Below are 25,442 nucleotides of genomic sequence, written 5' to 3'. Positions count from 1 at the left end.
GCTGATACCCCCGCACCTGAAATGCCTGTGACGGAATTGCGCCCCTTTCCTTCCGAAAGCGACACCAGCCGCGCATTGCACGTCGCGTGGCGCGTTGAAGATCGCGAATCCCACATAAGACTTGCGAGTCGTTGCCGCCCGCCCTATTGCGCCTGCATGACACAGCATGATCGCCTTCTTATCATCGATTTCGGTTCGCAGGTCACCCAGCTCATCGCGCGACGCCTGCGCGAGCTGAACGTTTACTGCGAAATCCATCCCTTCCAAAACGTCAGCGCCGAAAGCATCCGCGCGATGGCGCCGAAGGCCGTGATCCTCTCCGGTGGCCCTGCCTCCGTGACCGAGGAAAACAGCCCCCGCGCGCCGCAGGAACTGTTCGAAATGGGCCTGCCGGTTTTCGGCATCTGCTACGGCCAGCAAGTGATGATGACCCAGCTTGGCGGCCTTGTCGAAAGCGGCCACCACGCAGAATTTGGCCGCGCTTATGTCAGCCCGGCTGAGGGCCATCGTGGCGACGGTATCTTCTCCGGCCTCTTCACGTCTGGCCGCGAAGAGGTCTGGATGAGCCACGGCGACCGCGTCACCACCCTCGCACCAGGGTTCAAGGTCATCGGCACCTCCCCCAACGCCCCCTTCGCAATGATCGCAGATGAGGCCCGTCGCTTCTACGCCGTGCAGTTCCACCCCGAGGTGCACCATACGCCCAACGGCAAGACGATGCTGGAAAATTTCCTGCGTATCGCAGGGTTTACCGGCGACTGGACAATGGGCGCATATCGCGATGAGGCAATCCGCAAAATCCGCGAACAGGTCGGTGACAAAAAGGTCATCTGCGGCCTCTCCGGCGGCGTCGATTCCTCCGTTGCCGCGGTTCTGATTCACGAAGCCATCGGCGATCAGCTCACCTGTGTTTTCGTCGATCACGGCCTTCTGCGACAGGGCGAGGCGGAAGAAGTCCTCACCATGTTCCGCGACAACTATAACATCCCGCTGATCCATGCTGACGAGTCGGAATTGTTCCTTGGCGAGCTGGACGGCGAAAGTGACCCCGAAACCAAGCGCAAAACCATCGGCCGTTTGTTCATTGACGTGTTCCAGAAATACGCCAATCAGATCGAAGGCGCCGAATTCCTCGCCCAAGGCACGCTCTACCCTGATGTAATCGAGTCGGTCAGCTTCTCCGGCGGCCCATCTGTGACCATCAAAAGCCATCACAACGTTGGTGGCCTCCCTGAAAAGATGGGCCTTAAGCTCGTCGAGCCACTGCGCGAGCTGTTCAAGGACGAAGTGCGCGCGCTGGGCCGCGAGCTTGGCCTGCCCGACAGCTTCATCGGCCGGCATCCCTTCCCCGGCCCGGGCCTCGCCATCCGCTGCCCCGGCGAGATCACCCGCGAAAAGCTGGAAATCCTGCGCAAGGCAGATGCCGTCTACATCGACCAAATTCGCAGGCATGGCCTTTACGATGAAATCTGGCAGGCCTTCGTTGCGATCCTGCCCGTCCGCACTGTCGGCGTCATGGGCGATGGCCGCACCTACGATTACGCCTGCGCCCTTCGCGCGGTCACCAGCGTGGATGGCATGACGGCTGATTACTACCCTTTCAGCCATGAATTCCTCGGTGAAACCGCGACCCGCATCATCAACGAGGTCAAAGGCATCAACCGCGTCACCTATGACGTGACCTCCAAACCCCCGGGAACCATCGAGTGGGAGTAATCCCACGGTTTCGGTCCCGCAGGATCTGATCTCATACCAAAGGCGCTGAGGGTTCCTCGGCGCCTTTTTGGTGTCGCTGGGCAGCGGCAACGGCACCATAAGACAGGATTTAAGGTATTCCGCACCTTCAGACTGATATAGCCTGAGGCAGAACTGTCCGGATCAATTGCACCCAATGAAGCTCGCCGTCATTTATCACTACTATGAAAAAGACGAGATCTACAAAGATAACCTTGTCTTCTTTCTGAGCGCAGCCCTTCATGAAGATGTTCACTATTTCATATATATTTCAGGCACATGCAGCGCAAACCTCCCCAAGCGCCCGAACCTGCATTATAAAAAGATCGAAAACAAGAACAACGATTTTGGCGGTGTTGTCGCGTTCTTCAATGATCCACGCTCGAAGGGCTACGACGCCTATATCTTCGTTAACAGCAGCATGCGCGGCCCCTTCCTGCCGACCTACCATCAGGATCGGTGGTACGCGCCCTATACCGCGCGCTTGACGGATAAAGTCGCCCTCGTCGGCAGTTCAATCAATCACCTGCCCTCTGACGCGCCACATTCAGCACTTTTCGCGCAGGACTACGGCATCACACCACCGTTTACCCATGTGCAAACCACTGCCTATGCGTTGTCTGGTAAGGGCGCCCGTTACCTTTACGATAAAGGTTTCTTCAGCGAGCCGCAGCACCTCGGAAAGCACGACGTTGTTTCCCGATATGAAATTCTTCTGTCGCAACTCCTCCTGCAAGGAGGCTTTGAAATCGCTGCGCTCTTGCCAACCTATACGCGCTTCTCCGGCACAAACGCAGAGCCGCCATATCTGGGGACATTAGAGGACGGCGATCCGCTCTTTGCCAATGCCTTCTACGGCCGCACCCTTTCCCCGCTGGAATCGCTCTTCGTAAAAACGAACCGCAACATGATTGCCGAACGGGAGCTTGCGTCATACACTTTCACAGCGCTCGCAAGCAAAGAGCCAGAGAGCCTCACACCCGATGGCGCGAAGCTCCGCGACCTGTCCCACCGTAAAGCCATCGCCAAGCCACCAAACCCGATCATTTCGGCAATACGACAGGAGCTTGCGACACTTCGCAAGCGGGCGCGCAAACTTCGCAAGCGCCTCCGTCTGGCGAAATAGCCTTTCTTTCCTCTCCGCCCCGTCCCGCAATTTTCACTGGAACAACGCGCCACCTGCGGCTAGGCATCGTGCATGATCTATGCTTCCGCCGACGAATGGCGCGCCGCGCCGCAGAAACGTGTCCTCCTGTTCGCAATGTCCGGACTGGGCAAAACCCATGTTTCCAACCTGCTTCGCGCCAGCGGTGCGTGGTTCCACTACTCAATTGATTACCGCATAGGCACCCGCTACATGGGCGAGCTGATCGCCGATAACGCCAAGAAACAGGCGATGCAGGTTCCGTTCCTGCGCGACCTCCTGTTGTCAGACTCGATCTATATCGGCACCAATATCACGTTTAACAATCTTGCCCCCGTCTCCGCCTATCTCGGCAAACCGGGCGATCCCGCGCTGGGCGGCCTGCCAATGGATGAATACCGCCGCCGGCAGGACCAGTTCCGCCGCGCCGAGCTTGCCGCACTCATGGATACCGGCCATTTCATCCGCCGTTCGCAAGATCTCTATAACTATCCACATTTTGTCTGCGATACGGGCGGCTCAATCTGCGAATGGGTTGATCCCGACGATACCAACAACCCGATCATGGAGGCCCTCGCCGCCGAAACCTTGATGATTTGGATCAAAGGCAGCGAAGAACATACTCAGGAACTGATCCGCCGCTTCGACCGCGCGCCGAAGCCGATGGCCTACCAGCCCCAATTCCTTGCCGAAAGCTGGGCCGCCTATCTGGCCGAACACGACTGCTCCGAAGACGAGGTCAATCCTGACAGCTTCATCCGCTGGACTTATGCCAAGGCCCTCGCGCATCGCCAGCCCCGCTACGAGAAGATGGCCGCGCGTTGGGGGATCACGGTAACGGCAGAGGAAATCGCCGCCGTTGCCAGCGCCGCCGATTTCGAGGAACTGGTGGCCCGCACCCTTGAGGCCCACGGCCAATAGCCCTATCTGTTTGCCTCGAACAGAGGATACCCCATGCCGATCAAACTGCCCGAAAATCTGCCTGCCTATGACGTTCTCTCCAAAGAGGGCGTTATGGTCATGTCCGATGATCGGGCCGCGCGGCAGGACATTCGCCCGCTGCGCATCGGCCTCCTCAACTTGATGCCCAAGAAAATCCAGACGGAGAACCAGTTCGCCCGTCTGATCGGCGCGACGCCGCTACAGGTCGAGCTGTCGCTGATCCGCATGACCGAGCACCAGACCAAGAACACCGCCGCCGCGCATATGGAGGAGTTTTACCGCCCATTTGCCGATGTCGCGGCCTCCGGCGAGAAGTTCGACGGTCTCGTCATCACCGGCGCCCCGATTGAGCACCTCCCCTTTGAGGAGGTCACATATTGGGACGAGCTGCGCGACGTCATGGACTGGACCCAAAGCCACGTCCAATCCACCTTCGGCGTCTGCTGGGGCGGCATGGCGATGATCTACCATTTCCATGGCGTGCAGAAACATATGCTCGATCACAAGGCATTCGGCTGTATCCGCCACCGCAACTGCGCTCCTGCCTCGCCGTTTCTGCGGGGGTTCTCGGATGATATGGTCATTCCTGTCAGCCGCTGGACAGAGATGCGCCGCACGGAGATCGAAGCCGCAGGCGGGCTCGACATCCTCATCGACAGTTCTGAAACCGGCCCCTGCCTTGTACAGGATCCCGCACACCGCGCGATCTACATCTTCAATCATTTCGAATATGACAGTGGCACGCTGAAGGAAGAATATGATCGCGACGTTGCCGCCGGCACGCCGATCAATGTGCCCGTCAACTACTACCCGGATGACGACCCATCGCAGCCCCCGCAGAACCGCTGGCGTAGCCACGCGCACCTGCTCTATGGCAACTGGGTGAACGAAATTTACCAGTCCACCCCTTATGATATCAATGAAATTGGCCGGTAACACACTGATAATCCTGCTGGTTCTTCTCGCCACGGCCATTTTGGCGGTTCTCGGCTTCGCCCGTTATCATAGTGCCACCATAACTCGCGACACCCCCCCAATTGGCCGGATGATCGAGGTCGATGGCCGCACCGTCCACGCCATCATCAAGGGCAGCGGCCCTGATCTCGTGCTCATCCACGGCGCCAACGGCAACGCCCGCGATATGGATCTCGCTTTGGGCGACCGCCTCGCCACCCGCTACCGCGTCATCATGTTCGACCGCCCCGGCCTCGGCTACACCGACCAAGTATCCCCTGCCTACGCCCGCGCTTTCGCCACCGCCGTAGAAACGCCTCTGGAACAGGCCCGCCTCCTGCAAACCGCTGCCGCACAACTCGGCGCAGAGCGCCCCATTGTCCTCGGCCACTCCTATGGCGCTGCTGTTGCCCTCGCATGGGCCATCGATCGGCCCGAGACACTTTCTGCCCTCGTCGATATTTCCGGCGTCTCAAACCCCTGGCCCGGATCACTTGGTCCGCTCTATCAGATCGTCGGCTCGTCAGTGGGCGGCGGCCTTATCGCGCCGCTGATCGCCGCCTTCGTCCCGACCTCCTATGTCGAAAGCACCATCGGCGCGATCTTTGATCCTAATTCGGTACCCCAGAATTACGGCCATGACGTCGGCGCAGCGCTCGCCCTCCGCACCGATGCGATTCGCGCAAATGCACGCCAAGTCAATTGGTTACGGCCCGAAGTTGTCAAAATGGTTGAACACTACCCCGCACTCGATCTGCCCGTAGAGATCGTGCACGGAGATGCAGATACAATCGTTCCTCTCACCATCCATTCCCGCCCCTTGGCCCAACAGATCCCCAATGCCCACCTCACCGTCCTCAGTGAGGTCGGCCATATGCCGCATCACGCCGCACCCGATGAGGTGATTGCGGCAATCGACCGCGCAGCCGCCCGCGCGGATTTGCCATAACCGCTTTCCGACCCCATATAAAACGTATTAACATTCACCAGCAAAGCGAGCGGAGCGGTCCCCAATGGCCAAACAGGGCTATCATCACGGCAATCTACGCGAGGCCTTGATTGCGGGCTGTCTGCGCCTGATCGAAGAGAAAGGCCCAACCGGCTTCTCTCTCTCCGAGGCCGCGCGCGAGGCAGGCGTTACCCCTGCCGCCGTCTACCGCCACTTCGAGGGCCGTGACGACATCATCGCAGCGGCCGCACTTCAAGGCTACGAGATTTTCGGCGGCCTGATGTCCCGCGCCTACGGCGATGGCACACCCTCCGCGCTCGCCGCGTTCGAGGCCACAGGCCGCGCCTATCTCGCCTTCGCTCGCAAATATCCCGGTCATTACGTCGCGATGTTCGAAAGCGGCATTTCGATCCAGCGCACACCAGAGCTATACGCCGCCGCGACACAGGCAATGGGCGTTCTGGAAACAGCCGCTGAACAACTCTCCCTCCAGATCCCGCCAGAGAAGCGCCCGCCGCCACAAATGTTCTCCGCCCATATCTGGGCCATGAGCCACGGCGTGGTCGAGCTCTTCGCCCGCGGCAACCCCGGCACCAAATCGCCCTTCCCGCCAGAAGATCTCCTAGAATCCGGCATCGGCGTCTATCTCAGAGGCTTAGGCCTCCTCCCGCCGGATCAGTAGGCACAAAAAAGGGCGCCCGAAGGCGCCCTTTCCATAATTCCACTGTCTCGCGAATTAACGCTTTGAGAACTGGAAGCTCCGGCGTGCTTTGCGCTTACCGTACTTCTTACGCTCAACGACGCGGCTGTCGCGGGTCAGGAAGCCAGCGGCTTTCAGAGCGTTGCGCAGCGAGGGATCGTAAAGCTGGAGCGCCTTGGAGATGCCGTGCTTGACCGCACCAGCCTGACCGGAAAGACCACCGCCTTTAACGGTTGCCATCACGTCAAACTGACCGTCGACACCAGCAACCTGAAACGGCTGGCGCAGGATCATCTGCAAAACCGGACGCGCAAAGTAAACGCCTTGGTCCTTGCCATTCACGGTAACTTTGCCAGAACCCGGCTTGATCCAGACACGGGCTACAGCGTCTTTACGCTTGCCAGTGGCGTAGGAACGGCCCAGCTCGTCACGGACCGGCTCGCGGGGCGCAGCGACTTCGACGACAGCTTCTTCGCCAGTGGCGACAGTGCCCAGCTCTTCGAGGGAGTTGATCTGATCAGCCATGATTATGCGCTCCGCGTGTTCTTTTTGTTCATCGACTTAACGTCGAGAACTTCGGGCTTCTGTGCCTCCATGCCGTGCTCGGCACCGGCAAAGACGCGCAGGTTGGTCATCTGCTTGCGGCTCAGGCGGTTGCCCGGCAGCATGCGCTTGACGGCCTGCATGACGACGCGCTCAGGATGCGCCCCTTCAAGGATCTGGCCGGTGGTGCGGGATTTGATGCCGCCCGGGTGGCCAGTGTGCCAGTAGTTCGGCTTCTCGCGCTTCTTGCCGGTCAGTTGGATTTTGTCGGCGTTGATCACGATGACGTTGTCACCCATGTCCATATGGGGGGTGAAAGACGGCTTGTGCTTGCCACGCAGCCGCATGGCAACGATCGAGGCAAGACGGCCCAGAACAACGCCTTCAGCGTCGATCAGGATCCATTTTTTCTCGATGTCTGCCGGAGTAGCAGAAAAGGTTTTCATGGTTCACCAATGTTTATCTATGGGCGGCGCACCGCCGGTCTTGGGATGGGCGGGTTATACGGGAGTTCCAAGCGCAGTCAAGCGCATGTTTACTGAAATAATATAGTAAAAACAATATCTTGCAAAATAGGTATTATTTTACCCCATATCTTTCGGGATCGAATAGGTCATATTCGCCCGCGCAACCGGCTCCACCTGCCCCTCGCTGTAGAGGAGGGCGTCACATACCGCCAGCGCACGGCCCAGCTTCAGCACCCGCACCTCGCAGAGCATATCCTTGCCCGCCGCTGGTTTACGCATGAAATCGAGGCTCGCATTGGTCGTCACCGCCAGCGCCTTCGGGCCAATCATCGCGAGGATCGCAAGGTAGACCCCGACGTCAGCCAGCGCAAACATCGCCGGACCTGAAACGGTCCCACCGGGCCGCAAATGCGCCTCGGTCACTTTCAGCCGCATGGTCAGCCGTCCGTCGGCCACTTCTTCCACAACGAAGCCATCCTTGGCCTGCGGGAAGTCGCTCTCGAGAAACGCCATCAAAGCGGCCTTATCCATCGCCAATGCCATTGCCTGCTCCGCTACAGATCGTAAAGCGCGCCAAACTTAGCGCGTAGATAGGCCACCAGCGGCGCCTCGCTCGGCTCCGCACCCGTTGCCCGCGCTATCACATCGCGCGGCAGGTAGCGCTTGCCATAGCGTTGCAAGTTTTCGCGCAGCCAGTCAGTCGCGGGCGACATATCCCCCTGCGCCACCGATGCATCGAGATCCGGCACCGCCGTGCGCAACGCTTCATTAAGGCAGCCCGCATAGACATTGCCCAGCGTATAGGTCGGGAAATAGCCAAACAGCCCCACCGACCAATGCACATCCTGCAACACCCCGTTTGAGGGCTTGTCCACCGCGTAGCCGAAATCCGCCTCAAAGCGATCATTCCAAGCCGCCTCCAAATCACCCACCGCCAAATCACCCGCCACCAGCGCCCGCTCCAGATCGTAGCGCAGCAACACATGCATGTTATACTGCACCTCATCGGCCTCGGTACGGATATACCCGCGCTGCACACGGTTCACCGCCTTGTAGAAGCCTTCGGCATCCGGCAGCGCATCAGCACCAAACCGCGCCACCATCTTCCCGTGCAGCCAGCCGGTAAACGCCGCCGAGCGGCCAATCTGGTTTTCATACAGGCGGCTCTGGCTCTCATGCACCCCCATCGAGGCACCCTGCCCCAGCGGCGTCAGCCCGTATTCTGCATCCACCGCTTGTTCATAGCAGGCATGGCCCGTTTCATGGATCGTCGAATAAAGGCAATTGAACGGGTCCGCCGGATCGGTGCGCATGGTGATCCGCACATCCTGCCCCGAGCCACTGCAAAACGGATGCACCGCCTTATCGATCCGCCCGCGCGCCATGTCATAGCCAAAGGCCACAGCGACTTCCTCCGCGAGCGCCACCTGCACATCGGGGTCAAATGCGCCCGTCAGCGCCGCTGGCTCCGGTTTTTCAAGAATTTCCCCCCGCAGCGCGACCAGCTCCGGCCGCAATGCAGCAAACATCGCGTCCAGCGTTTCGGCCTTCGCACCCGGCTCGTAATCGTCCAACAGCGCGTCGTAATGCGATTGTCCGTCCACGGCCAAAGCCGCAGCCGTTTCACGGCTCAGCCGAACCACCTCGTCCAGCACCGGCAGAAAGGCCGCAACATCCTCATTGCCCCGCGCCTCTGCCCAGATCCCCTGCGCCCGCGACGTAACCCGCGCCATCTCCTGCGCCAGCGCAGCGGGCACACGGCAACTGCGGGCATAGCTGTGGCGGATCTCCCGCAGCATCGCCTCTTGCGTCTCGTCGGCAGCCTCCGCCGCCTCAAGCCAGTCACCGACGCGCGGATCGGTGCGCCGCGCATGCAGCACCCCCTCCATCGCGGCCATTTCCTCTGCCCGCTGGTCTGCGGCACCGCGCGGCATCATCGTTTCCTGATCCCAGCCAAGCCGCCCTGCGACCTGCGCCAGCGCCTCGGTTTCACGCTGATGCGCCATCAGTTCGGCATAGGCTACATTGCTCATGCGGCGCTTCCCCGAATGGATTGCGCCAGCGGATAGCGCGCCAGATACCGCGCCCGCAGGATCACCACCCACAGCACCACCGCGCCAATCTGATGCACGATCGCGATGTGAACGGGAGCGGAATAGAGCACCGTCATGATGCCGATCACCATCTGCAGGAACATCACCCCCAGCACCACGTTAAACGCAAAGCGCGTCTGCGTATTGGGCGAGCGGCGCGAGCGCAGCCAAACCACGATCGCAAAGATAAACAGGAGATAGCCCGACATCCGGTGGATGAACTGCACCAGCCCCGCATCCTCAAAGAAATTGCGCCAGATCGGCGTGATCATGAACGGATCAGGCGGTAAGAACCCATCGCCCATCAACGGCCATGTGGGGAAGGCACGGCCCGCATCAATCCCTGCCACCAAAGCACCCAGCAGGATTTGCAGAAAGGCGAAATGCATCAGCCCCGTTCCCATGCCAAAGAGCTTCGGTTCTGCCGCTCGCCGCGCCTGCATCAAGTCCGCCTCGCTCCGCCCAAGCAGGAACATGTACCACGCGAGGAAGCCAAAGATCACAAACGCCAGCCCCAAATGCGTTGCCAGCCGGTAGGAGGCCACATCAAGCATCCCCTCGCGCAACCCACTGGAAACCATCCACCAGCCAATAGCGCCTTGCAATCCGCCCAAGCCACCCAGCAACAAAAGGCGCGGCGTCCAGCCAGCCGGAATGCGCTTCGTCGCCCAGAAAAACAGGAAACCAGCGCCCCAAACCAGCCCGATCACACGGCCCAACTGGCGATGGCCCCATTCCCACCAGTAAATGAATTGGAACTCCGAGAGGCTCATCCCCTTATTCTGAAGCTGGTATTCAGGGATCTGCCGGTATTTGTCGAACTCGACCTGCCATGCTGCCTCGCTCAGCGGCGGCAACGCGCCCGTCACTGGCGCCCATTCGGTGATCGACAGGCCAGAATCGGTCAGCCGCGTCATGCCGCCCACAGCGATCATCACCGCCACAAGTGCGAAAATGCCCATCAGCCAGAGCCGGATCGCTCCGCGCGCGCCACGCGGCGCACGGTCAATACCACCCGGCGCGGCTTGCGCTTTTGGTTGGTCACCAACATCCTCAAACAGCTTGCGCGGTGTCTGGGCCATCAAACCTGCTCCTAAACTATGTTTGTCGGGAACCTATGTCGCTCCCCCTGTCGCGGCAAGCGTCAGTCGCGCCCCTTCCAGCGGACCATCTGACGCATCACCCCATGCAGCATCTGCACATCGGCGCGGGTCAGCGGCATCCGGCTCCACAGGTTGCGCAGATTTTGCTTCATTCCGGCGGCTTTTGTTTCAGGGAAGAAAAAGCCCGCCGCCTCAAGCGTGCCTTCGTAATGTTCGGCCAGTTTCTCGATCTCGATCTGCTCGGCCCATTCGCTCGCCATATCGACCCGCTCATGCGTAATCTCGGCGCTCGCCCGCCGCCACTCATAGGCCGTCAGCAGCACACATTGCGCAAGGTTGAGCGAGGCAAACTCAGGGTTCACCGGCACCGAGATAATCGCATTGGCCCGCGCGATGTCGTCGTTTTCCATGCCTGCGCGCTCCGGCCCAAACATCACCGCGACCTTCTCACCCCGTCCGATCCGCGCGGCGGCATCGCGCATCGCGGCTTCTGGGCTCATTACCGGCTTGGTCAGCCCGCGCGGCCGCGCGGTCGTTGCATAAACGTAATGGCACTCCGCCACCGCATCCGCCGTTGTTTCGAACAGCTGCGCCTCGTCCAAGAGCCGCCCCGCACCGCTCGCCATCGCCACCGCCTTCGGGTTCGGCCAACCGTCACGCGGGCTGGTGATCCGCATCCGGTCCAACCCGAAATTCCACATCCCCCGCGCGGCGGCACCGATATTCTCACCCATTTGCGGGCGGATCAAAACAAAAGCTGGCTGCGGCTGTCCGGTTGGCATCTTTTTCCTCACATGAAACCGGCCGCGTGATACGCTGCACAAGCACCACAGGCAAGGAGCAACAGATATGGCCTATGATCCCGGTCTGGCGGAACTGATGCGCGAAGATCTCGCAGATGTCGCCGGCATTTCCGAGAAGAAGATGTTCGGCGGTATCGCTTTCATGCTCGACGGCCACATGGTCTGTGGGGTGCATCAGGGCGGCGGCATGTTCCGCATCGGCAAGGAGGCTGAGGCCGATGCCCTCGCCATCGAGGGGGCAGGCCCGATGATGTTTACCGGCAGGCGCATGGGCGGCTTTATCGATGTCAGCGATGACGCGCTGGTCGATGACGACCGCCGCGCCGCATGGTTGACCATGGCGCTCGCCTATGCTCGCAGCCTACCGCCGAAGGCATAGCCAAGCCCGAAATTCCCCGCTATACGCCGCCTCAAACGGCCCAAAGGAAAGACGAGATCATGCCGCAGGACAGTGTCGAAAAACCGCAGATTTATCTGGTTTCTCCGCCCGAACTGGAGCTGTCGCATTTCCTTCCCGATCTGTCCGCCTGCCTCGATTCGACCGAGATCGCTTGCGTGCGCCTCGGCCTTGCCACCCGCGACGAGGACCGCATCGCCAAAGCCGCCGACGCGATCCGCGAAGTGACCCATGCCCGCGATGTCGCACTGGTGATCGAAAACCATGTGCAGCTCGTCGAGCGCCTCGGCCTTGACGGTGTGCACCTCACCGATGGCTCGCGCTCGGTTGGCAAAACTCGCAAAACGCTCGGTCAGGATGCTATTGTCGGTGCCTTCTGCGGCAACTCCCGGCATGACGGCATGACAGCAGGCGAATTGGGCGCCGATTACATCAGCTTCGGCCCCATCGCCGCCACCGCCCTCGGCACGGGCGAAGTGGCAGAAAAAGAACTGTTCGACTGGTGGTCGATGATGATCGAAGTGCCCTGCGTCGCCGAAGGCCCGCTGACCGAAGCGCTGATCGCCGAATTCACTCCGGTGACGGATTTCTTTGGCTTGGGCGAAGGCATCTGGGATCAGGACAACCCCGCCGCTGCCCTCTCCCGCCTTGTCGCGGCGATGGGCTAGGCCGGAACCGCAGGAACGTCCACAGCAACAACAGCGGCGCTGGCCTTCATTTCAGCGTATCGCGCTGCTATCGCCGCTTGTAGCCGGTCGGCAAACGCGCGCGCATCCTCCTCGGTCAGTCCCTCAGGGGCGATCGGCGCACCAAAATGCACACGCACTTGCCCCGCCCGCGCGCGCAAGCTGCCCAGCGGCATGATCTGATGTCCACCATAAAACGTCACGGGAATCACCGGCACCTGTGCGCGAATGGCCAACAGGCTCGCCCCGACCTTGAACCGACCAACCCCGTCAATCCCCGCAATCCTTCCCTCGCCACCCCATGCCTGCCGCTCACCAGCGCGCACCCGCGCAACGACCTCCGCCAGCAGCCGCTCTGTTCCAGCCCGATTGCCGCGCGGCACCATTTCGATCGCCGCCTTCCGCGCCATTCTGCGGCCAAACGGGATATAGGCATAAAGGTCCGCCGCTGCCGCGCGGTCGATATGGGGCCACATCACATCGCAAAACGCGGCGACATCCACGAACGAACTTTCATTGTAACACAGCACATAGCCGCCATTCCCCTGCGGAAGATCGCCTTCAACGACAACTTCCGCCCCGCATAGCTTCAGAAACCGGCCAAAATGTGCGGCAATGGCCGCGCAGGCCGCATCCCTGTCCATCCGTCCGAAGGCGACCCGCGCCGATACGATGGGCAAGCCCAACAAAAACACCGCAGACGCGATCCCGCCGCGTACGATGCTGCCTTTTTGGTGTTCGATGCCTGTCATCGGCTGAGCTTACGGCCCGCCGCGCGTTCCGCATAGCGAATTCGCAACCGCGCCTCTACTCGGCTTCCAAAAGCCCCGCTTCCTCAAAGCCGCGCCGCACCTCGGCTTCGAGATGCCGCGCCAAAACCTTCCGGTCCTTGAAGTCAGCCACCCGCACAGGCGCATGATAACGGATCGTGACCGATCCATGCTTTGGTGCGCTCAATGTCTCCAGCAAATGGCGGCCAAAGCTCATATCGCCCCACCAGCCATATTGCCGCGCATCCGCCCCCACAGCCGCACGATAAATCACCGAAACAGGCTGTATGCTCAGCGTGTCGCGTAGATCATCATCGAAAAATGCCGCGAAAAGGGTCGGCTTGAACGGCAGCACCCGCCGCCCGTCCGTCGATGTCCCTTCAGGAAAGAACAACAGCTTATGCCCCAGTTTCAGCCGCTTGCGGAACACATCCACATGCTCATGCGCCTCCTTCGGGTTCCGGCGGATGAAGACTGTCCCCGTTGCCCGCGCCAGCCAGCCGATCCCCGGCCAGCTCGCCACTTCGGCCTTGGATACGAAGTAAATCCGCTTGCGGGCATTCAGCGCGAAAATATCCAGCCAACTCGAATGGTTCGCCACGATCGCCCCCGGCCCGCGCATGATATCGCCCTCAATCCGGTGTCGAATGCCCATGATACGAAAGGCCGAAGTACAGACGAACTGCGTGATAAACGGCGTCACAGGGCGCCGCGCCCCATAGAGCGGTTGCTCAATCAAACGCACCAGCAGCAGGATCAGCAAGCAGCCGAAGGTCACAATCCCCAGCGGTATGCCTTTCAGCACCGCCCGAAGCCATCCCATCGGCCCCACTTTAACCGGATCAGGCACCTCCGCCTTGTCCCAAGTGACGCTCATCCTCTCTGCTCCCGTGTGTAGATCGCCTTCTGCGCCGCGTTCATCCGCGCGGTATCTAGGATGAGGCACACATCTGTCGTGTTGAACTCGGCATCAACAAACGCGCCCTCGCCGACGAAGCCGCCCAGCTTTAGGTAGGCTTTTATCAACGCAGGCGTCTCCAGCATCGCCTTGCGCGGTTCCAGTTGTGCACCAGGCACCAAGTCCATCGCCATATAGACCTCATCGCGCGCCCGCACCCGCAGGTCCGCTGGCGCCAGATGCCGCTGGTGCAACAGCGTCAAAGCCTGCGCATGAGCCATTATGTCCGCCCCGCGAAAGCTCGCCACCCCAAACAAAATATCAATTTCCTGTTCGGTCACATAAGCTGCAAGCGCGGACCACAGGTGATACATCGCCAATCCACCCCGATGCGCTGGGTCAAGGCAGGACCGCCCCAATTCCAACAGCTTACGGCCGCCGGCAATGAGCGGCGACAGATCGTATTCCGACCCTGAATAGAACCCCCCCGCCTCGGCCGCGCGTTCACCACGCAGCAAACGGTAGGCACCCACAACATGATCACCAGTAGGCCTTGTCGGATCGATCAGCAGCAAATGGTCGAAGAACGGATCAAGCGCATCCGCTTCAAGCCGCGCGTCATGATCGACAAGTGGCCCCGTTCCGCCCAGTTCCTCAACGAAAACCCGATAGCGCAGCCGTTGCGCCGCGCGTAGATCCGCCTCATCACGGGCGAAACGAACGACATATGTGCTGGTATGCGCGGTCATAATAATCGGGTTTTCCTTCTGAACAGCGCTATAGGCGGCTGCATTGCGGCGTTCAAGCCCTGCTGCCGCATGCTTTCGTTGACAGAATATTCACAATATCTACTTTAGGTTGAACCGGCATCCATCACCGGCAGGAGGAGCACGCGAGATCCCTCAATCACAACTTTCCCCTCCTCCCTGAAATTCACCGTAATCCGGCCGCCGATATTGGATTGCACCTGTCCTACCCCCCAATCTGGGCGGTCCGGATGGCGCACCAGCATCCCCGGCTCAAGGATCGCATTCAATTCATTCATTTTTTACCTCAGATTGCTTATGTCAGATTACCAAACACTTCCCGCACTTATTGCCTCGCGCATTTGCCACGATCTTATCAGCCCCATCGGCGCCGTCGATAACGGGTTGGAACTGATCGCCATGACAATGCGCCTCTCAGGACCAGAGATGGGGCTTATCCGGCAATCGACAAATGCCGCTTTGACGCGGATCGAGCTTTTTCGCCTCGCTTTCGGCGCTGGCGGCGCGGCCCCATGCCCCATGGGGCGCCTGAACAATACCCTTGCCGCCCACCTTGCAGAACGCCGCATAAATCTAACGCTTGAGATCGAGGCAGCCACAATGGACGCGGCAAAAAAGATCAGCCTCGCCCTGCTTTGTGCCGAAACATGCCTGCCACGCGGCGGCACGGTCACGGTCAGCGCAAGTGCCACTCACGGGCAGTTCCATCTGCAAGCCGACGGCCCCCTGCGCAGCGATATTGACGCGCTTTGGCACCATGTCCTGTCACCAGAAAGCGCAGATCCCCCGCCACGCGCCGCGGATGTGCATTTCCTGCTACTCGGCCTCAGCTTGGCGGCAGCAGGCATCACCCCCACCCTGACCATGCAGGACGGAGGTATCCAGCTCACCTTCTAAGGTTTACGGGCGGCAGGTGCCGTCGCCGGTGACAAGATACTTGAAGCTCGTCAGCTGTTCCGCACCAACCGGCCCCCGCGCATGCATCTTGCCAGTGGCAATACCGATCTCAGCGCCCATGCCAAACTCACCACCATCAGCGAACTGGGTCGAGGCATTGCGCATCAGGATCGCGCTATCAATCCGCTCGAAGAACCGCGCCGCCGTGGCGTCATTCTCCGTCAGGATCGCCTCAGTATGGTTCGAGCCATAACGCCGGATATGCGCAATCGCCCCGTCCACACCATCGACGATCTTCGCCGCGATGATCTTGTCGAGGAACTCCTTGCCGAAATCATCGTCAGTGGCGGCAACAACGCCAACGATCTCCGCCAACGCGCCATCGCCCCGCACCTCAACACCGGCATCGAGCAGGTCTTGCACCAACACCGCGCCATGCTTGTCGTAGAAGTCCTGATCAATCAGCAGGCATTCCGCAGCACCGCAAATCCCCGTCCGGCGGGTCTTGGCATTCAGCACCACGCGCCGCGCTTTCTCCAAATCGGCATCGCCATCCGCGTAAACATGGCAAATCCCTTCCAGATGCGCGAAAACAGGCACCCGCGCCTCCCGCTGCACGAGGCCAACAAGCCCTTTACCGCCACGCGGCACGATCACGTCAATATGCTCCACCGCGCGCAGCATCTCCGCCACCGCCGCACGGTCCCGCGTCGGCACCAGCTGAATCGCCGCTTCCGGCAGGCCGGCAGATTTCAGCCCTTGCACAAGGCAGGCATGGATCGCACCGGAGGAATGGAAGCTCTCCGATCCCCCGCGCAAAATCACCGCGTTACCTGATTTCAGGCAAAGCGCGCCCGCATCGGCGGTGACATTCGGGCGGCTCTCGTAGATCACGCCGACCACGCCCAAAGGCGTCCGCACCCGCTGAATATGCAGACCCGAGGCCATATCCCATTCGGTGATCGTCTCGCCCACGGGATCTCGCTGCTCGGCAACCGTACGCAACCCGTCCACGATGCCGCGAATGCGGTCCTCATCCAGCATCAAGCGGTCCATCATCGCGGGGCTCAGCCCCTTTTCCCGCCCATAGTCCAGATCAAGCGTATTCGCCTCGATGATCTGCGCCCGCGCCTTCCAAACAGCCTCCGCCGCCCCGATCAGCGCCGCGTGCTTGCGCTCGGCACTGGCAAAGGCCAGCTCTGCCGCCGCCTCCCGCGCCTTCGCGCCAATTTCCTGCATCATCGCTGCAATATCTGTGTCGCTCATTCTGCCTCTCCCCGTCTTCTACAGCACCATATCGTCCCGATGGACAAGCGCCGCGCGCCCCTTATACCCAAGGAGATCTTCAATCTCCGCGCTTTGGCGGCCCTTGATCTGGCGCGCCTCCTCAGCCGTGTACCGGCTCAATCCCAGCCCCAAACGCGCTCCAGCCGCGCTCACGATCTCCACCGGATCACCCCGCCCAAAACTGCCCTGCACCTCGGCCACACCCGCGGGCAAAAGGCTCTTGCCGCCCATCAAGGCCCGCTCCGCGCCATTATCCACGACCAGCTTGCCCTTTGGCTTCATCGCTGCGATCCACCGCTTCCGCGCCGCTTGCGGGTCGCTATGCGCGGCAAACCACGTCGCTGCGGCGCCTTCTTCCAGCGCCCGCAGGGGGTGCATCACCGCGCCCAAGGTAATCGCCATCGCGCAGCCTGCCTCGGTCGCGATCCGCGCCGCCATCAGCTTGGTGATCATCCCACCTTTGGAGAGGCCAGAAACACCATCCCCCGCCATCGCCTCGATCTCGGGCGTGATCTTCTCGATAAAATCAAAGCGCCGCGCCGCAGGGTTCACATTCGGATTGCCGGAATAGAACCCGTCCACATCCGACAACAGCACCAGCTGATCCGCACCCACCGTCACCGCCACCTGCGCCGCCAAGCGGTCATTATCACCATAGCGGATTTCATCGGTGGCAATCGTGTCGTTTTCGTTGACGATCGGCGTCACGCCTAAGGCCAGCAATGTTTCCATCGTCGCGCGGCTGTTGAGGTAGCGCCGCCGATTGGCGGAATCCTCCAATGTCACAAGTACCTGACCTGTCTTGATCCCATGCGGTGAAAGCGCTTCCTCATAGGCTCGCGCCAGCCGGATTTGCCCGACCGATGCCGCCGCTTGCGATTGTTCCAGCGCCAATTCGCCCATTGGCAGGCCCAGAATGCCCCGCCCCAGCGCAATCGAGCCAGAGGAGACGAGCACCACATCCGTGCCCCGCGCCCGCAACCGCGCTACATCCTCGGCAAGCGAGGTCAACCAGTCCGATTTCAGCGCCCCGCTCGCGCGGTCCACCAACAGCGCCGAGCCGATCTTGACGACAAGCCGCCGCGCGGCGCTTAGGGATGCCAAGGCTCTTCCTCCTCAGGCCCTGCTTCCGCAAGGCGCTGCTCTTTCACATGCGCCCTCAGCGTCCGCAGCACGTCTTGCAATCCCTCACCCGACGCCCCCGACAGCATCAGCACCGTCTCGCCGGTCGCTGCTTCCAGCTCCTCGCGGATAAACGCGCGCTCTTCGTCGTCCAGCGCGTCGATCTTGTTGAGCGCGGTGATCCGCGGCTTTTCCGACAGATGCCCGCCATAGGCCTCGATCTCGTCGATCACCGTCTGCCAATCGCCCGCTGGATCGCCCGATGTGCCATCCACCAGATGCAACAGCGCCGCGCAGCGCTCGACGTGTCCAAGGAACAAATCACCCAAGCCCCGCCCCTCGGACGCACCTGCGATCAGCCCCGGAATGTCAGCCACCACGAATTCCGCACCGTCAACGCCCACCACGCCCAGATTGGGCACCAGTGTGGTGAACGGATAATCAGCGATCTTCGGCCGCGCGTTCGATGTCGCGGCAAGGAAAGTGGATTTCCCCGCATTCGGCAGGCCCAACAAGCCCACATCCGCAATCAGTTTCAGCCGCAGCCATATCGTCCGCTCGATCCCTTCCTGCCCCGGATTGGCGCGGCGCGGCGCTTGGTTGGTGGCGGATTTAAAATGCAAGTTGCCCCAGCCGCCGTTGCCGCCCTTGGCAAGCACGACCCGCTGGCCCACTTCGGTCATATCCGCGATCAGCGTTTCTTCATCCTCATCAAGGATTTCCGTGCCCACTGGCACGCGCATCACGATGTCATCGCCGTCGGCACCCGTCCGGCCCTTGCCCATGCCATGCTGGCCGCTCTTGGCAAAGAAATGCTGCTGATACCGGAAATCAATAAGCGTGTTCAGCCCTTCAACGGCCTCCACGATCACATCGCCGCCACAGCCGCCATCGCCACCATCCGGCCCGCCATATTCAATAAACTTTTCCCGCCGAAACGAGACACAGCCCGCCCCACCACCGCCGGAACGGATGTAAACTTTTGCGAGGTCGAGGAATTTCATAGCATTGGCTTTCTGTCTGTTGCGCAGGCGATACTCTATGCCGCGCGGTTCTTCAAGCTTTCGTAGCGAACCCGTGTCAGCGCAAAGTTGCGCGCCAGAACCCGTTCGCCCCGCGCCGCGCACTCCTCCACGCTGTCAGGGCGGTTCTCAAAGCCCAGCTTTTGCAGCACCCGCACCGAGGCCGGATTATCGACCCAAGCCGCCGCTGTGATTTCTTCCCAGTCATAACGGTCAAACGCCCGCGCGATCACCGCTTGCGCCATCTCCGTGGCATAGCCCTTCCCCCACGCCTCGCGATGCAGGAAGTAGCCCATCTCGCCAGCAATCACGCCCATGCCGCCGATGACCCGATCCCCGCGCCAAATCGCCCCAACGAAGCCCGTCTCCTCCGCAATGATGCCGCAGCGGCTTTCGGTAAACGCACGATCAGCGGGCCATGGCCAGCTTGATGTCATCCGCACCACATCAAAGTCGTTCGCAATCTCATGCATCGGCGCAACCGTCTCCGGCCCATGCGGGGCAAAGCGCAGCCGTTCAGTCCTGATCTCCATGCTGAAGCGCCTCCCATCTCTCGCGGGTCAGCAGCATGTCGCGGCTCGCCATATCCCGCCCCTGCGCACGGCAAGGCAAGGTTTTCGCGCCAACATCGACGAACCCCACCTTCCGCAAAACTGCGCCAGAGCGCTCATTTTCGATGAAATAACCAGACTGGATCGCGTCATTCGCCCTGTCGGCAAAATACGCACCCAATACCGCCCGGGCCGCTTCTGCCGCATATCCACGCCCCCACACGCGCCGCGCCAGCCAATAGCCAAGACCAGTCTCGGTCGTCCCGATCATCCCGCACAGGCCATCCGCATCGCAAATGGCAAGGCTGTCCTCCCGCCCCGCGACGCATTCGCCGAGGAACCAGACAGCATCTTCACGGGTATAAGGGTAAGGCACCACGGACAGCCAGCGCACGACCTCCCAGTCATTAATCGCTGCTGTCAAAGCATCCGCATCCTCCGCCACCGGGGGCCGGAGAGTGAGGCGCCCGGTGATCAGAGTGTCACGCATTGCTCACATCTTTCGTGTATAAGTCCAGGTTGGGACAGTGCTGTTACGCGCCACCGAAAACGCCTCTGCATCGCCCAGATAGTCAAAACCGCAATTGGTCAGCACACGCGCCGAGCCCGGGTTATCTTGGAAGACTTCGGCAAAAGTCCGGTCCGCCTGATGCGGGTTCGCCTCCAACAGCGCGGTCACGGCAGCGGTCGCGATACCTGCGTTCCAGAATGCCGGCGCCACCCAATAGCCGATCTGCGATTGGTCACGGTCGAGCCGCAGCAGGCTGATCACGCCCATCACCTCGGCATGCGCCTTGGTGGTACCGTCTATCACCCAAACATCCTCGTCACGCTTGTCATCCAGCGCCTTGGCGATAAACGCCTCCGTCGCCCCCGGCGGCAGAGGATGGGGGATCGACCGCGTGCCTTTGGCCACCCGCGCGTCACCGCTATGCGTCGCGATCAGCCCTGCATCCGAAACGCGCGGCGGCCGCAAGACAAAGCGCGCCGTTTCAATGACCGGCTGCACGATGATATGTTCCTGCAACATTGTTGCTCCTCCTCAACAACTTTTCGGGGATTCTTAATTTCCCCGGATGAAGCCCGCTCTCCTCTAAACGGTCATCATCAACAATTTATGTAGGTATCGTAAAACGAGATAGGGGGACCGGCTCTCGCCGATCCCCCCAATGTGATGCCTTGTGAAGGTTCGGCTTACTCAGCGGCCTCCGCCACTGGGAGAACCGAAATAAAGGTGCGCTGCTTGAGGCCTTTGTGGAATTTCACTTGGCCTTCGACAGTTGCAAAGATCGTGTGATCCTTGCCCATGCCAACGCCCTCGCCCGGCCACATCTTGGTGCCGCGCTGACGCATGATGATGTTCCCCGGAAGAACGGCTTCGCCGCCGAACTTCTTCACGCCAAGGCGACGGCCTGCGCTGTCGCGACCGTTACGGGAGGAACCGCCTGCTTTTTTATGTGCCATAGTCTCTCTCCTTGCCTTCGCTTACTTGGCCAGTTCTTTGGCCTGTTCAACCCACTCGGGCTTGATTTTCGCGCTTTCCACAGTCTCCGCATCGGCAGCTGCCAATTGTGCGAAGGTGGTGATGCCAGCGGCGTTCAGCTTCTTCACAGCTGCCGGACCAACACCAGTGATCTGGCTCAGGTCGTCAGCAGCGGATGCAGCAGCTTCTGCCTTCGGCGCAGCAGCGGCCTTCGCCGGCGCGGCTTTCTTCGGCGCAGCGGCAGCAGCAGCAACGCCAGCAACCGAACCCGCACCAACAGCGGCTTTAACGCCGGACTTGTCTGCACCCTTTTCGAGGATGTCCGTGATGCGCACCAGCGTCAGCTTCTGACGGTGGCCCTTGGTCCGCTTGGACGAGTGCTTACGACGACGCTTAACGAAGTTGATCAGCTTCTCGCCTTTGATCTGGTCGATGACCTCGGCCTGAACGCCAGCACCTTCAACGAAGGGTGCGCCAACCGTGGAACCAACCATGAGAATCTCGTTGAACTGGATCTTGTCGCCAGCATCGGCGGCCAGTTTCTCGACACGCAGCACGTCGCCCGAAGCGACCCGGTACTGCTTGCCACCGGTCTTAAGAACCGCAAACATATGTTATTCCTTCATTTTCCGCGTCTCTAGGGTCCCCCTTGCGGAGCGTTTCGGCCAAAGCCACCCGTGAACAGCGCGCCCTATGTGAGGACGAATTACCGTATAACCCCAGCGCAAAACGCCAAGGAAGCCGCCTTATGAGTACGAACCGCCCCCTTGTCAAGCCTGCGCGGCTTACAGATCGGAGCTTTGCATCATCTGCGCGGCACCATATCCCAACCGCATGCTGATCTCCTCGAAGAGCGGGTCAAACGCGGCGAACAGCGCAGCGTTAAACGCCCTGCCCGTCTCTGTCTCTGAGAACGCGATATAAGTCTCCAGTTCCGCATCGCTCAGCGGCTGATATGCCAGATTGAGGAAGGAATAAATCCATTCCTCCGTGCTGTCGCGGATCTCTGGCTCTTGCGCCCAAACATCCTGCAAGATCTGGTCCTCGCTCATCCCGCCGGCAAATGCGCCACCGTTCAGCAAGCCGATAAAGAAAGCATAGTTGGAGTTCAGCGCCCCGACCACATTCTGTTCGACCAGATCATTGGCCTCCACATAGGATTCCAGTTGCTTGAAGCGCGGTGTTTCATCTGCGGCCGCAAGCGCGGCAGCTTCGATCGCCATCTCGTCAATGGCCTCGTCCAGCATGGCCCGCCGCGCCGATAGCTCGAGCCCCACGATCGTCAGCCCGGGTTCGGTGGTGAAAAAGGCCGTAATCGCCTGTGCCTCATCAGCGCTCAATTCCGCGCTGAGCGTGTCGATCACGCGCGCATACATCCAGTCCGCGTCATAAATCCCCGCAACGAGCTTCTCCCACCGCGCGCCTGCGCGGTCGCCCAACATATCCGCGCCGATCTGCGTGCCGAAGGAGCGCCCCTCCTCCTGCATCACATCCACCATCTCAGGCAACAAAAGCGCCGCGCTCAAAGCATCGATATCGTCGCCGTGCCCCGCCGCCTGTGCCACTCCGCCCGTTAGCGAGGCGACTGCTATCGTCACTCCAAAGGCCATCCCGCGCCATGCCATCATGATCATCGCCCTTTTTTCCATGAAATCTTGCGTCACTCTTTCAGGATAGGGCGCGGCCCGCGCAGTTCCAACCCTGTTAACCAGAGCGTGATCAATCGGCAGTCAAATATTCCCCGATTTGCCTCTTGCGCCTCTCACCGTCACGCATTAAACGCCGCCAAGACCCCCGCGGAGAGGTGCCGGAGTGGTCGAACGGGGCGGTCTCGAAAACCGTTGTGGGTGCAAGCCCACCCAGGGTTCGAATCCCTGTCTCTCCGCCACAAATTTCTTAAATAATATTTAATACCAATAACTTATGAAAATTAACAAACTCTGACCCCACACCTGGCCCCACAGCTGACCATGAAAAAACGTTGATGCGGTTATTCTAGATAAGGGGGGGGCAAAAATTCGGTAAAGTCTTGCTGAAACTTGTCTTGCCCTCGCATTTTTTCCCAAAAGGTACGAAGCTCGTTCAGCTAAACGCAAATGTTAGGGCTAGTGTTAAGCAGATTACGATTTTTAAGGTGTCGTGATGCCAACTTCCAACCACTATTAGCCAGAGGAAGAACTCACCCGCGGGGTTCACGAGAACTGAAGCTTGCACCATGGCTGCACAACGTCCGGCTCTTTTCAAATGGTAGTGCTGCTGACCGACGAACTTGTTTCGGGGAACCCCTCTTTGAGAAACTCCCTCAAAGATATGAAACAGTCGCGCGCTGAGGACATTGTAGGGGATAAGCTTGACTGCGGCTGAAGCACTAATGCCGAAGCGATCATGTTGATGCTCTTACCGCTATGGGATCGACGGAGCGAGCGTGCTCATCAAGAACCATTTCCGGAGCCTAGGTGCTTATTAACAGAGGACGTTCTAGAAAATATGAGGACGCATTAAGCTTATACCCTTGAACGGCGTTGTACCAACGAACTACGGCAAGGGGTAAAGAAGAAAGACCCTGCAAACTCTTATGTAAATCTCAAATTGCCTGGGAACGGCTATCAATACGGCTCGCGGCCTCTAATCGCCAAGATTAGGGCTCAAACGTAAGCTTATTGTGAGTGTCGCAACTTTCTTTGCTCTTTCAGAGTTCCATTGTTTCGATCAGGAGCGATCCTCGGGATGTATCCCGCGCTCCAGGGTCCACAATCATTGCTTATCAAGACCTGTTGGCCATTGATTGTAATCATGCTGGAACACAAGCCTGTTTAGCTGATGGTCATACTGAGCAGTCAATAAACAGCTGGCTGAGTTAGTTATCTGAATTGGGTCGGTTTCCTCAACTTCTTGCGTCCTGCATGATCCCCCATACCCCCACCATGCAATTATCGCACTGAGAGGGTTCTCAGACGCGCTTTCATAAGACGGTTCCGGCACCAGCAGGAACGGCTGCCCGCTAATCGGATAAACCTTGTCGTCAACGACGATCTGGCTCTGGCAGCCTCCTGAGCCACAGTACTCTAGATATAGATGGCCACACTTCATGCCGCTCGACTGAATAAACTCTGCGCTAACGCCATCGGTCGTTAATTCAACACGGCGATAGCTATCTTGCACCAGCATAAACTCCGGAACGTAATCAATATTCGGACGATACCCCCTGACGCCATCATTCTGCTCACAGCCCTTGATCCTGTAGTCTTCTAGGACCGCCAAAGCGGCTACTGAGATTTCAGTTTGGGCCAGGAAATCGTTGTAGGGAACCTGAAACTCATCAGCCATTACAATCAATGGACCGCTCAACGACAAACCTAGAAGCATCGGGAATTTCTTGACTAACAGCATGTCGCCCCTTTGAGCAGTGGTGATGTAGTCGGTTGCGTTAACTTATCGTGTGACACGAACTGGTTGATTATCAAATACATTTCGATTTCCAATGGAACAACTAAGCCCAAGTATGTGCACAAGACCCTGTAAACTTGCAGATGAAACACCTGAATGATCGTGCCAAAAATTAGGTTGACCTCAAACGCTGTGCCAAAGAAACTCGAAGGTCAAGTTAAGGCTCCTGCCGGCACAAACGAACTCAACTTTATTTTCACAGTTTTCGAGCGGGTATTAGAACGCCTCACCAAGGAACCCTCGTTGACACTTCGCTCCAACCAAACGCTAACATAAATTGCCTAAAGGCATTTTTGTAGGATACTATCAAGCGTATCCTCCCCCACCTGGGTGTCGCGCCCTGAAGAAGAGCAGCTAACGACTATCAAGACGCAGCAAGCGAACTAGCACTGAACAAAGGTATCTCGAATGAGTAAATCCAAGAAGCACTCTCCGATGCAGGAAGAAACGGAGCAATCGATAGTCAGTCAGGTGCCGGAAGAGTTGATGACAGACTTCATCGATGGCCTAGTGGCTCTGGCTCAGAAGCGCAAGGAAGGGAACCTCGCCTCTCACGACAATCAGGAGAAGATCTTCTCGCCCAGTGAAGTGCCGGAGGACCAGAAGATCAGATTGCCAAAAAGCGCAAGGGCAATCCTCCAACAGTTCAAAAAGTAAAGTTGTCCGCTAAATACATCGCTCTA

The 25,442-nt window shown here is 59.6% G+C and carries 30 protein-coding genes and 1 tRNA gene; 11 read left to right on the top strand and 20 right to left on the bottom strand.

The features are described from left to right. Positions 1 to 156: 156 nt before the first annotated feature. From guaA to AB1E42_RS07850, 6 genes are all read left to right on the top strand, one after another. Positions 157 to 1,716, top strand: coding sequence for a glutamine-hydrolyzing GMP synthase (gene guaA / locus AB1E42_RS07875; RefSeq protein ID WP_368343702.1), 1,560 nt, complete (start codon positions 157 to 159; stop codon positions 1,714 to 1,716). 175 nt (positions 1,717 to 1,891) lie between these two features. Then, positions 1,892 to 2,860, top strand: coding sequence for a hypothetical protein (locus AB1E42_RS07870; protein WP_368343701.1), 969 nt, complete (start codon positions 1,892 to 1,894; stop codon positions 2,858 to 2,860). A gap of 72 nt (positions 2,861 to 2,932) precedes the next feature. Continuing rightward, positions 2,933 to 3,799: an ATPase gene (locus AB1E42_RS07865; RefSeq protein ID WP_368343700.1), complete on the top strand. Its 867-nt coding sequence runs from the start codon at positions 2,933 to 2,935 to the stop codon at positions 3,797 to 3,799. A gap of 33 nt (positions 3,800 to 3,832) precedes the next feature. Then, positions 3,833 to 4,756 carry a homoserine O-succinyltransferase gene (gene metA / locus AB1E42_RS07860; RefSeq protein WP_368343699.1) on the top strand — a complete coding sequence of 308 codons (924 nt, stop codon included), beginning with the start codon at positions 3,833 to 3,835 and terminating at the stop codon, positions 4,754 to 4,756. Next, positions 4,740 to 5,723, top strand: coding sequence for an alpha/beta fold hydrolase (locus AB1E42_RS07855; protein WP_368343698.1), 984 nt, complete (start codon positions 4,740 to 4,742; stop codon positions 5,721 to 5,723). Before metA ends, AB1E42_RS07855 begins: the two co-directional genes overlap by 17 nt. Before the next feature lie 64 nt (positions 5,724 to 5,787). Next, entirely contained in the window at positions 5,788 to 6,405 is a 618-nt protein-coding gene (locus AB1E42_RS07850) for a TetR/AcrR family transcriptional regulator (protein WP_368343697.1), read from the top strand. 54 nt (positions 6,406 to 6,459) lie between these two features. On the opposite strand, the gene rpsI is transcribed toward AB1E42_RS07850, so the two are convergent. The 6 genes from rpsI to AB1E42_RS07820 form a co-directional block, all read right to left on the bottom strand. Further along, positions 6,460 to 6,948 (bottom strand): 30S ribosomal protein S9, encoded by a 489-nt coding sequence (rpsI, locus tag AB1E42_RS07845; RefSeq protein ID WP_368343696.1) that lies wholly within the window; start codon positions 6,946 to 6,948, stop codon positions 6,460 to 6,462. A 2-nt stretch (positions 6,949 to 6,950) separates the two neighbouring features. Further along, positions 6,951 to 7,412: a 50S ribosomal protein L13 gene (rplM, locus tag AB1E42_RS07840; RefSeq protein ID WP_368343695.1), complete on the bottom strand. Its 462-nt coding sequence runs from the start codon at positions 7,410 to 7,412 to the stop codon at positions 6,951 to 6,953. Positions 7,413 to 7,550: 138 nt separating this feature from the next. Continuing rightward, entirely contained in the window at positions 7,551 to 7,976 is a 426-nt protein-coding gene (locus tag AB1E42_RS07835) for a PaaI family thioesterase (RefSeq protein ID WP_368343694.1), read from the bottom strand. A gap of 11 nt (positions 7,977 to 7,987) precedes the next feature. Next, positions 7,988 to 9,466, bottom strand: a complete 1,479-nt coding sequence (locus AB1E42_RS07830) for a carboxypeptidase M32 (protein ID WP_368343693.1) — start codon at positions 9,464 to 9,466, stop codon at positions 7,988 to 7,990. After that, positions 9,463 to 10,608 carry a heme A synthase gene (gene ctaA / locus AB1E42_RS07825; RefSeq protein WP_368343692.1) on the bottom strand — a complete coding sequence of 382 codons (1,146 nt, stop codon included), beginning with the start codon at positions 10,606 to 10,608 and terminating at the stop codon, positions 9,463 to 9,465. Before ctaA ends, AB1E42_RS07830 begins: the two co-directional genes overlap by 4 nt. Before the next feature lie 62 nt (positions 10,609 to 10,670). Further along, a complete protein-coding gene (locus AB1E42_RS07820; RefSeq protein ID WP_368343691.1) occupies positions 10,671 to 11,411 on the bottom strand; it encodes an RNA methyltransferase in 741 nt (246 codons plus the stop codon). A 67-nt stretch (positions 11,412 to 11,478) separates the two neighbouring features. Here AB1E42_RS07820 and AB1E42_RS07815 point away from each other — a divergent pair, with 67 nt between their 5' ends. Together AB1E42_RS07815 and AB1E42_RS07810 are read left to right on the top strand one after the other, a co-directional pair. After that, the gene (locus AB1E42_RS07815; protein WP_368343690.1) at positions 11,479 to 11,811 is read left to right on the top strand and encodes a TfoX/Sxy family protein; all 333 of its coding nucleotides are present in this window, start codon (positions 11,479 to 11,481) and stop codon (positions 11,809 to 11,811) included. A 59-nt stretch (positions 11,812 to 11,870) separates the two neighbouring features. After that, entirely contained in the window at positions 11,871 to 12,497 is a 627-nt protein-coding gene (locus AB1E42_RS07810; protein WP_368343689.1) for a thiamine phosphate synthase, read from the top strand. On the opposite strand, the gene AB1E42_RS07805 is transcribed toward AB1E42_RS07810, so the two are convergent. The 4 genes from AB1E42_RS07805 to AB1E42_RS07790 form a co-directional block, all read right to left on the bottom strand. Next, entirely contained in the window at positions 12,494 to 13,267 is a 774-nt protein-coding gene (locus AB1E42_RS07805; RefSeq protein ID WP_368343688.1) for a lysophospholipid acyltransferase family protein, read from the bottom strand. The genes AB1E42_RS07810 and AB1E42_RS07805 overlap by 4 nt on opposite strands. Positions 13,268 to 13,322: 55 nt before the next feature. Continuing rightward, positions 13,323 to 14,162, bottom strand: a complete 840-nt coding sequence (locus tag AB1E42_RS07800; protein WP_368343687.1) for a lysophospholipid acyltransferase family protein — start codon at positions 14,160 to 14,162, stop codon at positions 13,323 to 13,325. After that, positions 14,159 to 14,932, bottom strand: a complete 774-nt coding sequence (locus AB1E42_RS07795; RefSeq protein WP_368343686.1) for a GNAT family N-acetyltransferase — start codon at positions 14,930 to 14,932, stop codon at positions 14,159 to 14,161. The genes AB1E42_RS07800 and AB1E42_RS07795 overlap by 4 nt, the downstream gene beginning before the upstream one ends. Before the next feature lie 104 nt (positions 14,933 to 15,036). Continuing rightward, positions 15,037 to 15,228 (bottom strand): DUF3553 domain-containing protein, encoded by a 192-nt coding sequence (locus AB1E42_RS07790; protein ID WP_368343685.1) that lies wholly within the window; start codon positions 15,226 to 15,228, stop codon positions 15,037 to 15,039. A 19-nt stretch (positions 15,229 to 15,247) separates the two neighbouring features. Here AB1E42_RS07790 and AB1E42_RS07785 point away from each other — a divergent pair, with 19 nt between their 5' ends. After that, positions 15,248 to 15,847: a histidine phosphotransferase family protein gene (locus AB1E42_RS07785; RefSeq protein WP_368343684.1), complete on the top strand. Its 600-nt coding sequence runs from the start codon at positions 15,248 to 15,250 to the stop codon at positions 15,845 to 15,847. A 3-nt stretch (positions 15,848 to 15,850) separates the two neighbouring features. Here AB1E42_RS07785 and AB1E42_RS07780 read toward each other — a convergent pair whose 3' ends face one another. The 9 genes from AB1E42_RS07780 to AB1E42_RS07740 form a co-directional block, all read right to left on the bottom strand. After that, on the bottom strand, positions 15,851 to 17,113 hold the full coding sequence (locus tag AB1E42_RS07780) for a glutamate-5-semialdehyde dehydrogenase (protein ID WP_368343683.1): 1,263 nt from the start codon (positions 17,111 to 17,113) through the stop codon (positions 15,851 to 15,853). 18 nt (positions 17,114 to 17,131) lie between these two features. Continuing rightward, positions 17,132 to 18,238 carry a glutamate 5-kinase gene (gene proB, locus AB1E42_RS07775; RefSeq protein WP_368343682.1) on the bottom strand — a complete coding sequence of 369 codons (1,107 nt, stop codon included), beginning with the start codon at positions 18,236 to 18,238 and terminating at the stop codon, positions 17,132 to 17,134. Next, entirely contained in the window at positions 18,226 to 19,260 is a 1,035-nt protein-coding gene (gene obgE / locus AB1E42_RS07770) for a GTPase ObgE (RefSeq protein ID WP_368343681.1), read from the bottom strand. The genes proB and obgE overlap by 13 nt, the downstream gene beginning before the upstream one ends. A gap of 35 nt (positions 19,261 to 19,295) precedes the next feature. Then, the gene (locus tag AB1E42_RS07765; RefSeq protein ID WP_368343680.1) at positions 19,296 to 19,811 is read right to left on the bottom strand and encodes a GNAT family N-acetyltransferase; all 516 of its coding nucleotides are present in this window, start codon (positions 19,809 to 19,811) and stop codon (positions 19,296 to 19,298) included. After that, on the bottom strand, positions 19,795 to 20,319 hold the full coding sequence (locus tag AB1E42_RS07760; protein ID WP_368343679.1) for a GNAT family N-acetyltransferase: 525 nt from the start codon (positions 20,317 to 20,319) through the stop codon (positions 19,795 to 19,797). The genes AB1E42_RS07765 and AB1E42_RS07760 overlap by 17 nt, the downstream gene beginning before the upstream one ends. A gap of 3 nt (positions 20,320 to 20,322) precedes the next feature. Further along, complete coding sequence (locus AB1E42_RS07755; protein WP_368343678.1) at positions 20,323 to 20,859, bottom strand: GNAT family N-acetyltransferase; 537 nt, start codon at positions 20,857 to 20,859, stop codon at positions 20,323 to 20,325. A gap of 164 nt (positions 20,860 to 21,023) precedes the next feature. Further along, positions 21,024 to 21,293: a 50S ribosomal protein L27 gene (gene rpmA / locus AB1E42_RS07750; protein WP_368343677.1), complete on the bottom strand. Its 270-nt coding sequence runs from the start codon at positions 21,291 to 21,293 to the stop codon at positions 21,024 to 21,026. 21 nt (positions 21,294 to 21,314) lie between these two features. Beyond that, positions 21,315 to 21,923, bottom strand: a complete 609-nt coding sequence (locus tag AB1E42_RS07745; protein WP_368343676.1) for a 50S ribosomal protein L21 — start codon at positions 21,921 to 21,923, stop codon at positions 21,315 to 21,317. 174 nt (positions 21,924 to 22,097) lie between these two features. Continuing rightward, the gene (locus tag AB1E42_RS07740) at positions 22,098 to 22,961 is read right to left on the bottom strand and encodes a DUF2059 domain-containing protein (RefSeq protein ID WP_368343675.1); all 864 of its coding nucleotides are present in this window, start codon (positions 22,959 to 22,961) and stop codon (positions 22,098 to 22,100) included. A 149-nt stretch (positions 22,962 to 23,110) separates the two neighbouring features. On the opposite strand from AB1E42_RS07740, the gene AB1E42_RS07735 reads away from it, so the two are divergent. Continuing rightward, positions 23,111 to 23,200, top strand: a tRNA-Ser gene (locus AB1E42_RS07735). Between the two features lie 866 nt (positions 23,201 to 24,066). On the opposite strand, the gene AB1E42_RS07730 is transcribed toward AB1E42_RS07735, so the two are convergent. Then, positions 24,067 to 24,702: a hypothetical protein gene (locus tag AB1E42_RS07730; RefSeq protein ID WP_368343674.1), complete on the bottom strand. Its 636-nt coding sequence runs from the start codon at positions 24,700 to 24,702 to the stop codon at positions 24,067 to 24,069. Positions 24,703 to 25,167: 465 nt separating this feature from the next. Here AB1E42_RS07730 and AB1E42_RS07725 point away from each other — a divergent pair, with 465 nt between their 5' ends. Next, positions 25,168 to 25,416 (top strand): hypothetical protein, encoded by a 249-nt coding sequence (locus AB1E42_RS07725; RefSeq protein WP_368343673.1) that lies wholly within the window; start codon positions 25,168 to 25,170, stop codon positions 25,414 to 25,416. Positions 25,417 to 25,442 lie beyond the last annotated feature (26 nt).

The organism is Pelagovum sp. HNIBRBA483, from assembly GCF_040931995.1.
Classification (GTDB): Bacteria; Pseudomonadota; Alphaproteobacteria; order Rhodobacterales; family Rhodobacteraceae; genus JAEPMR01.
This window is presented reverse-complemented; position numbering and strand designations above follow the sequence as displayed.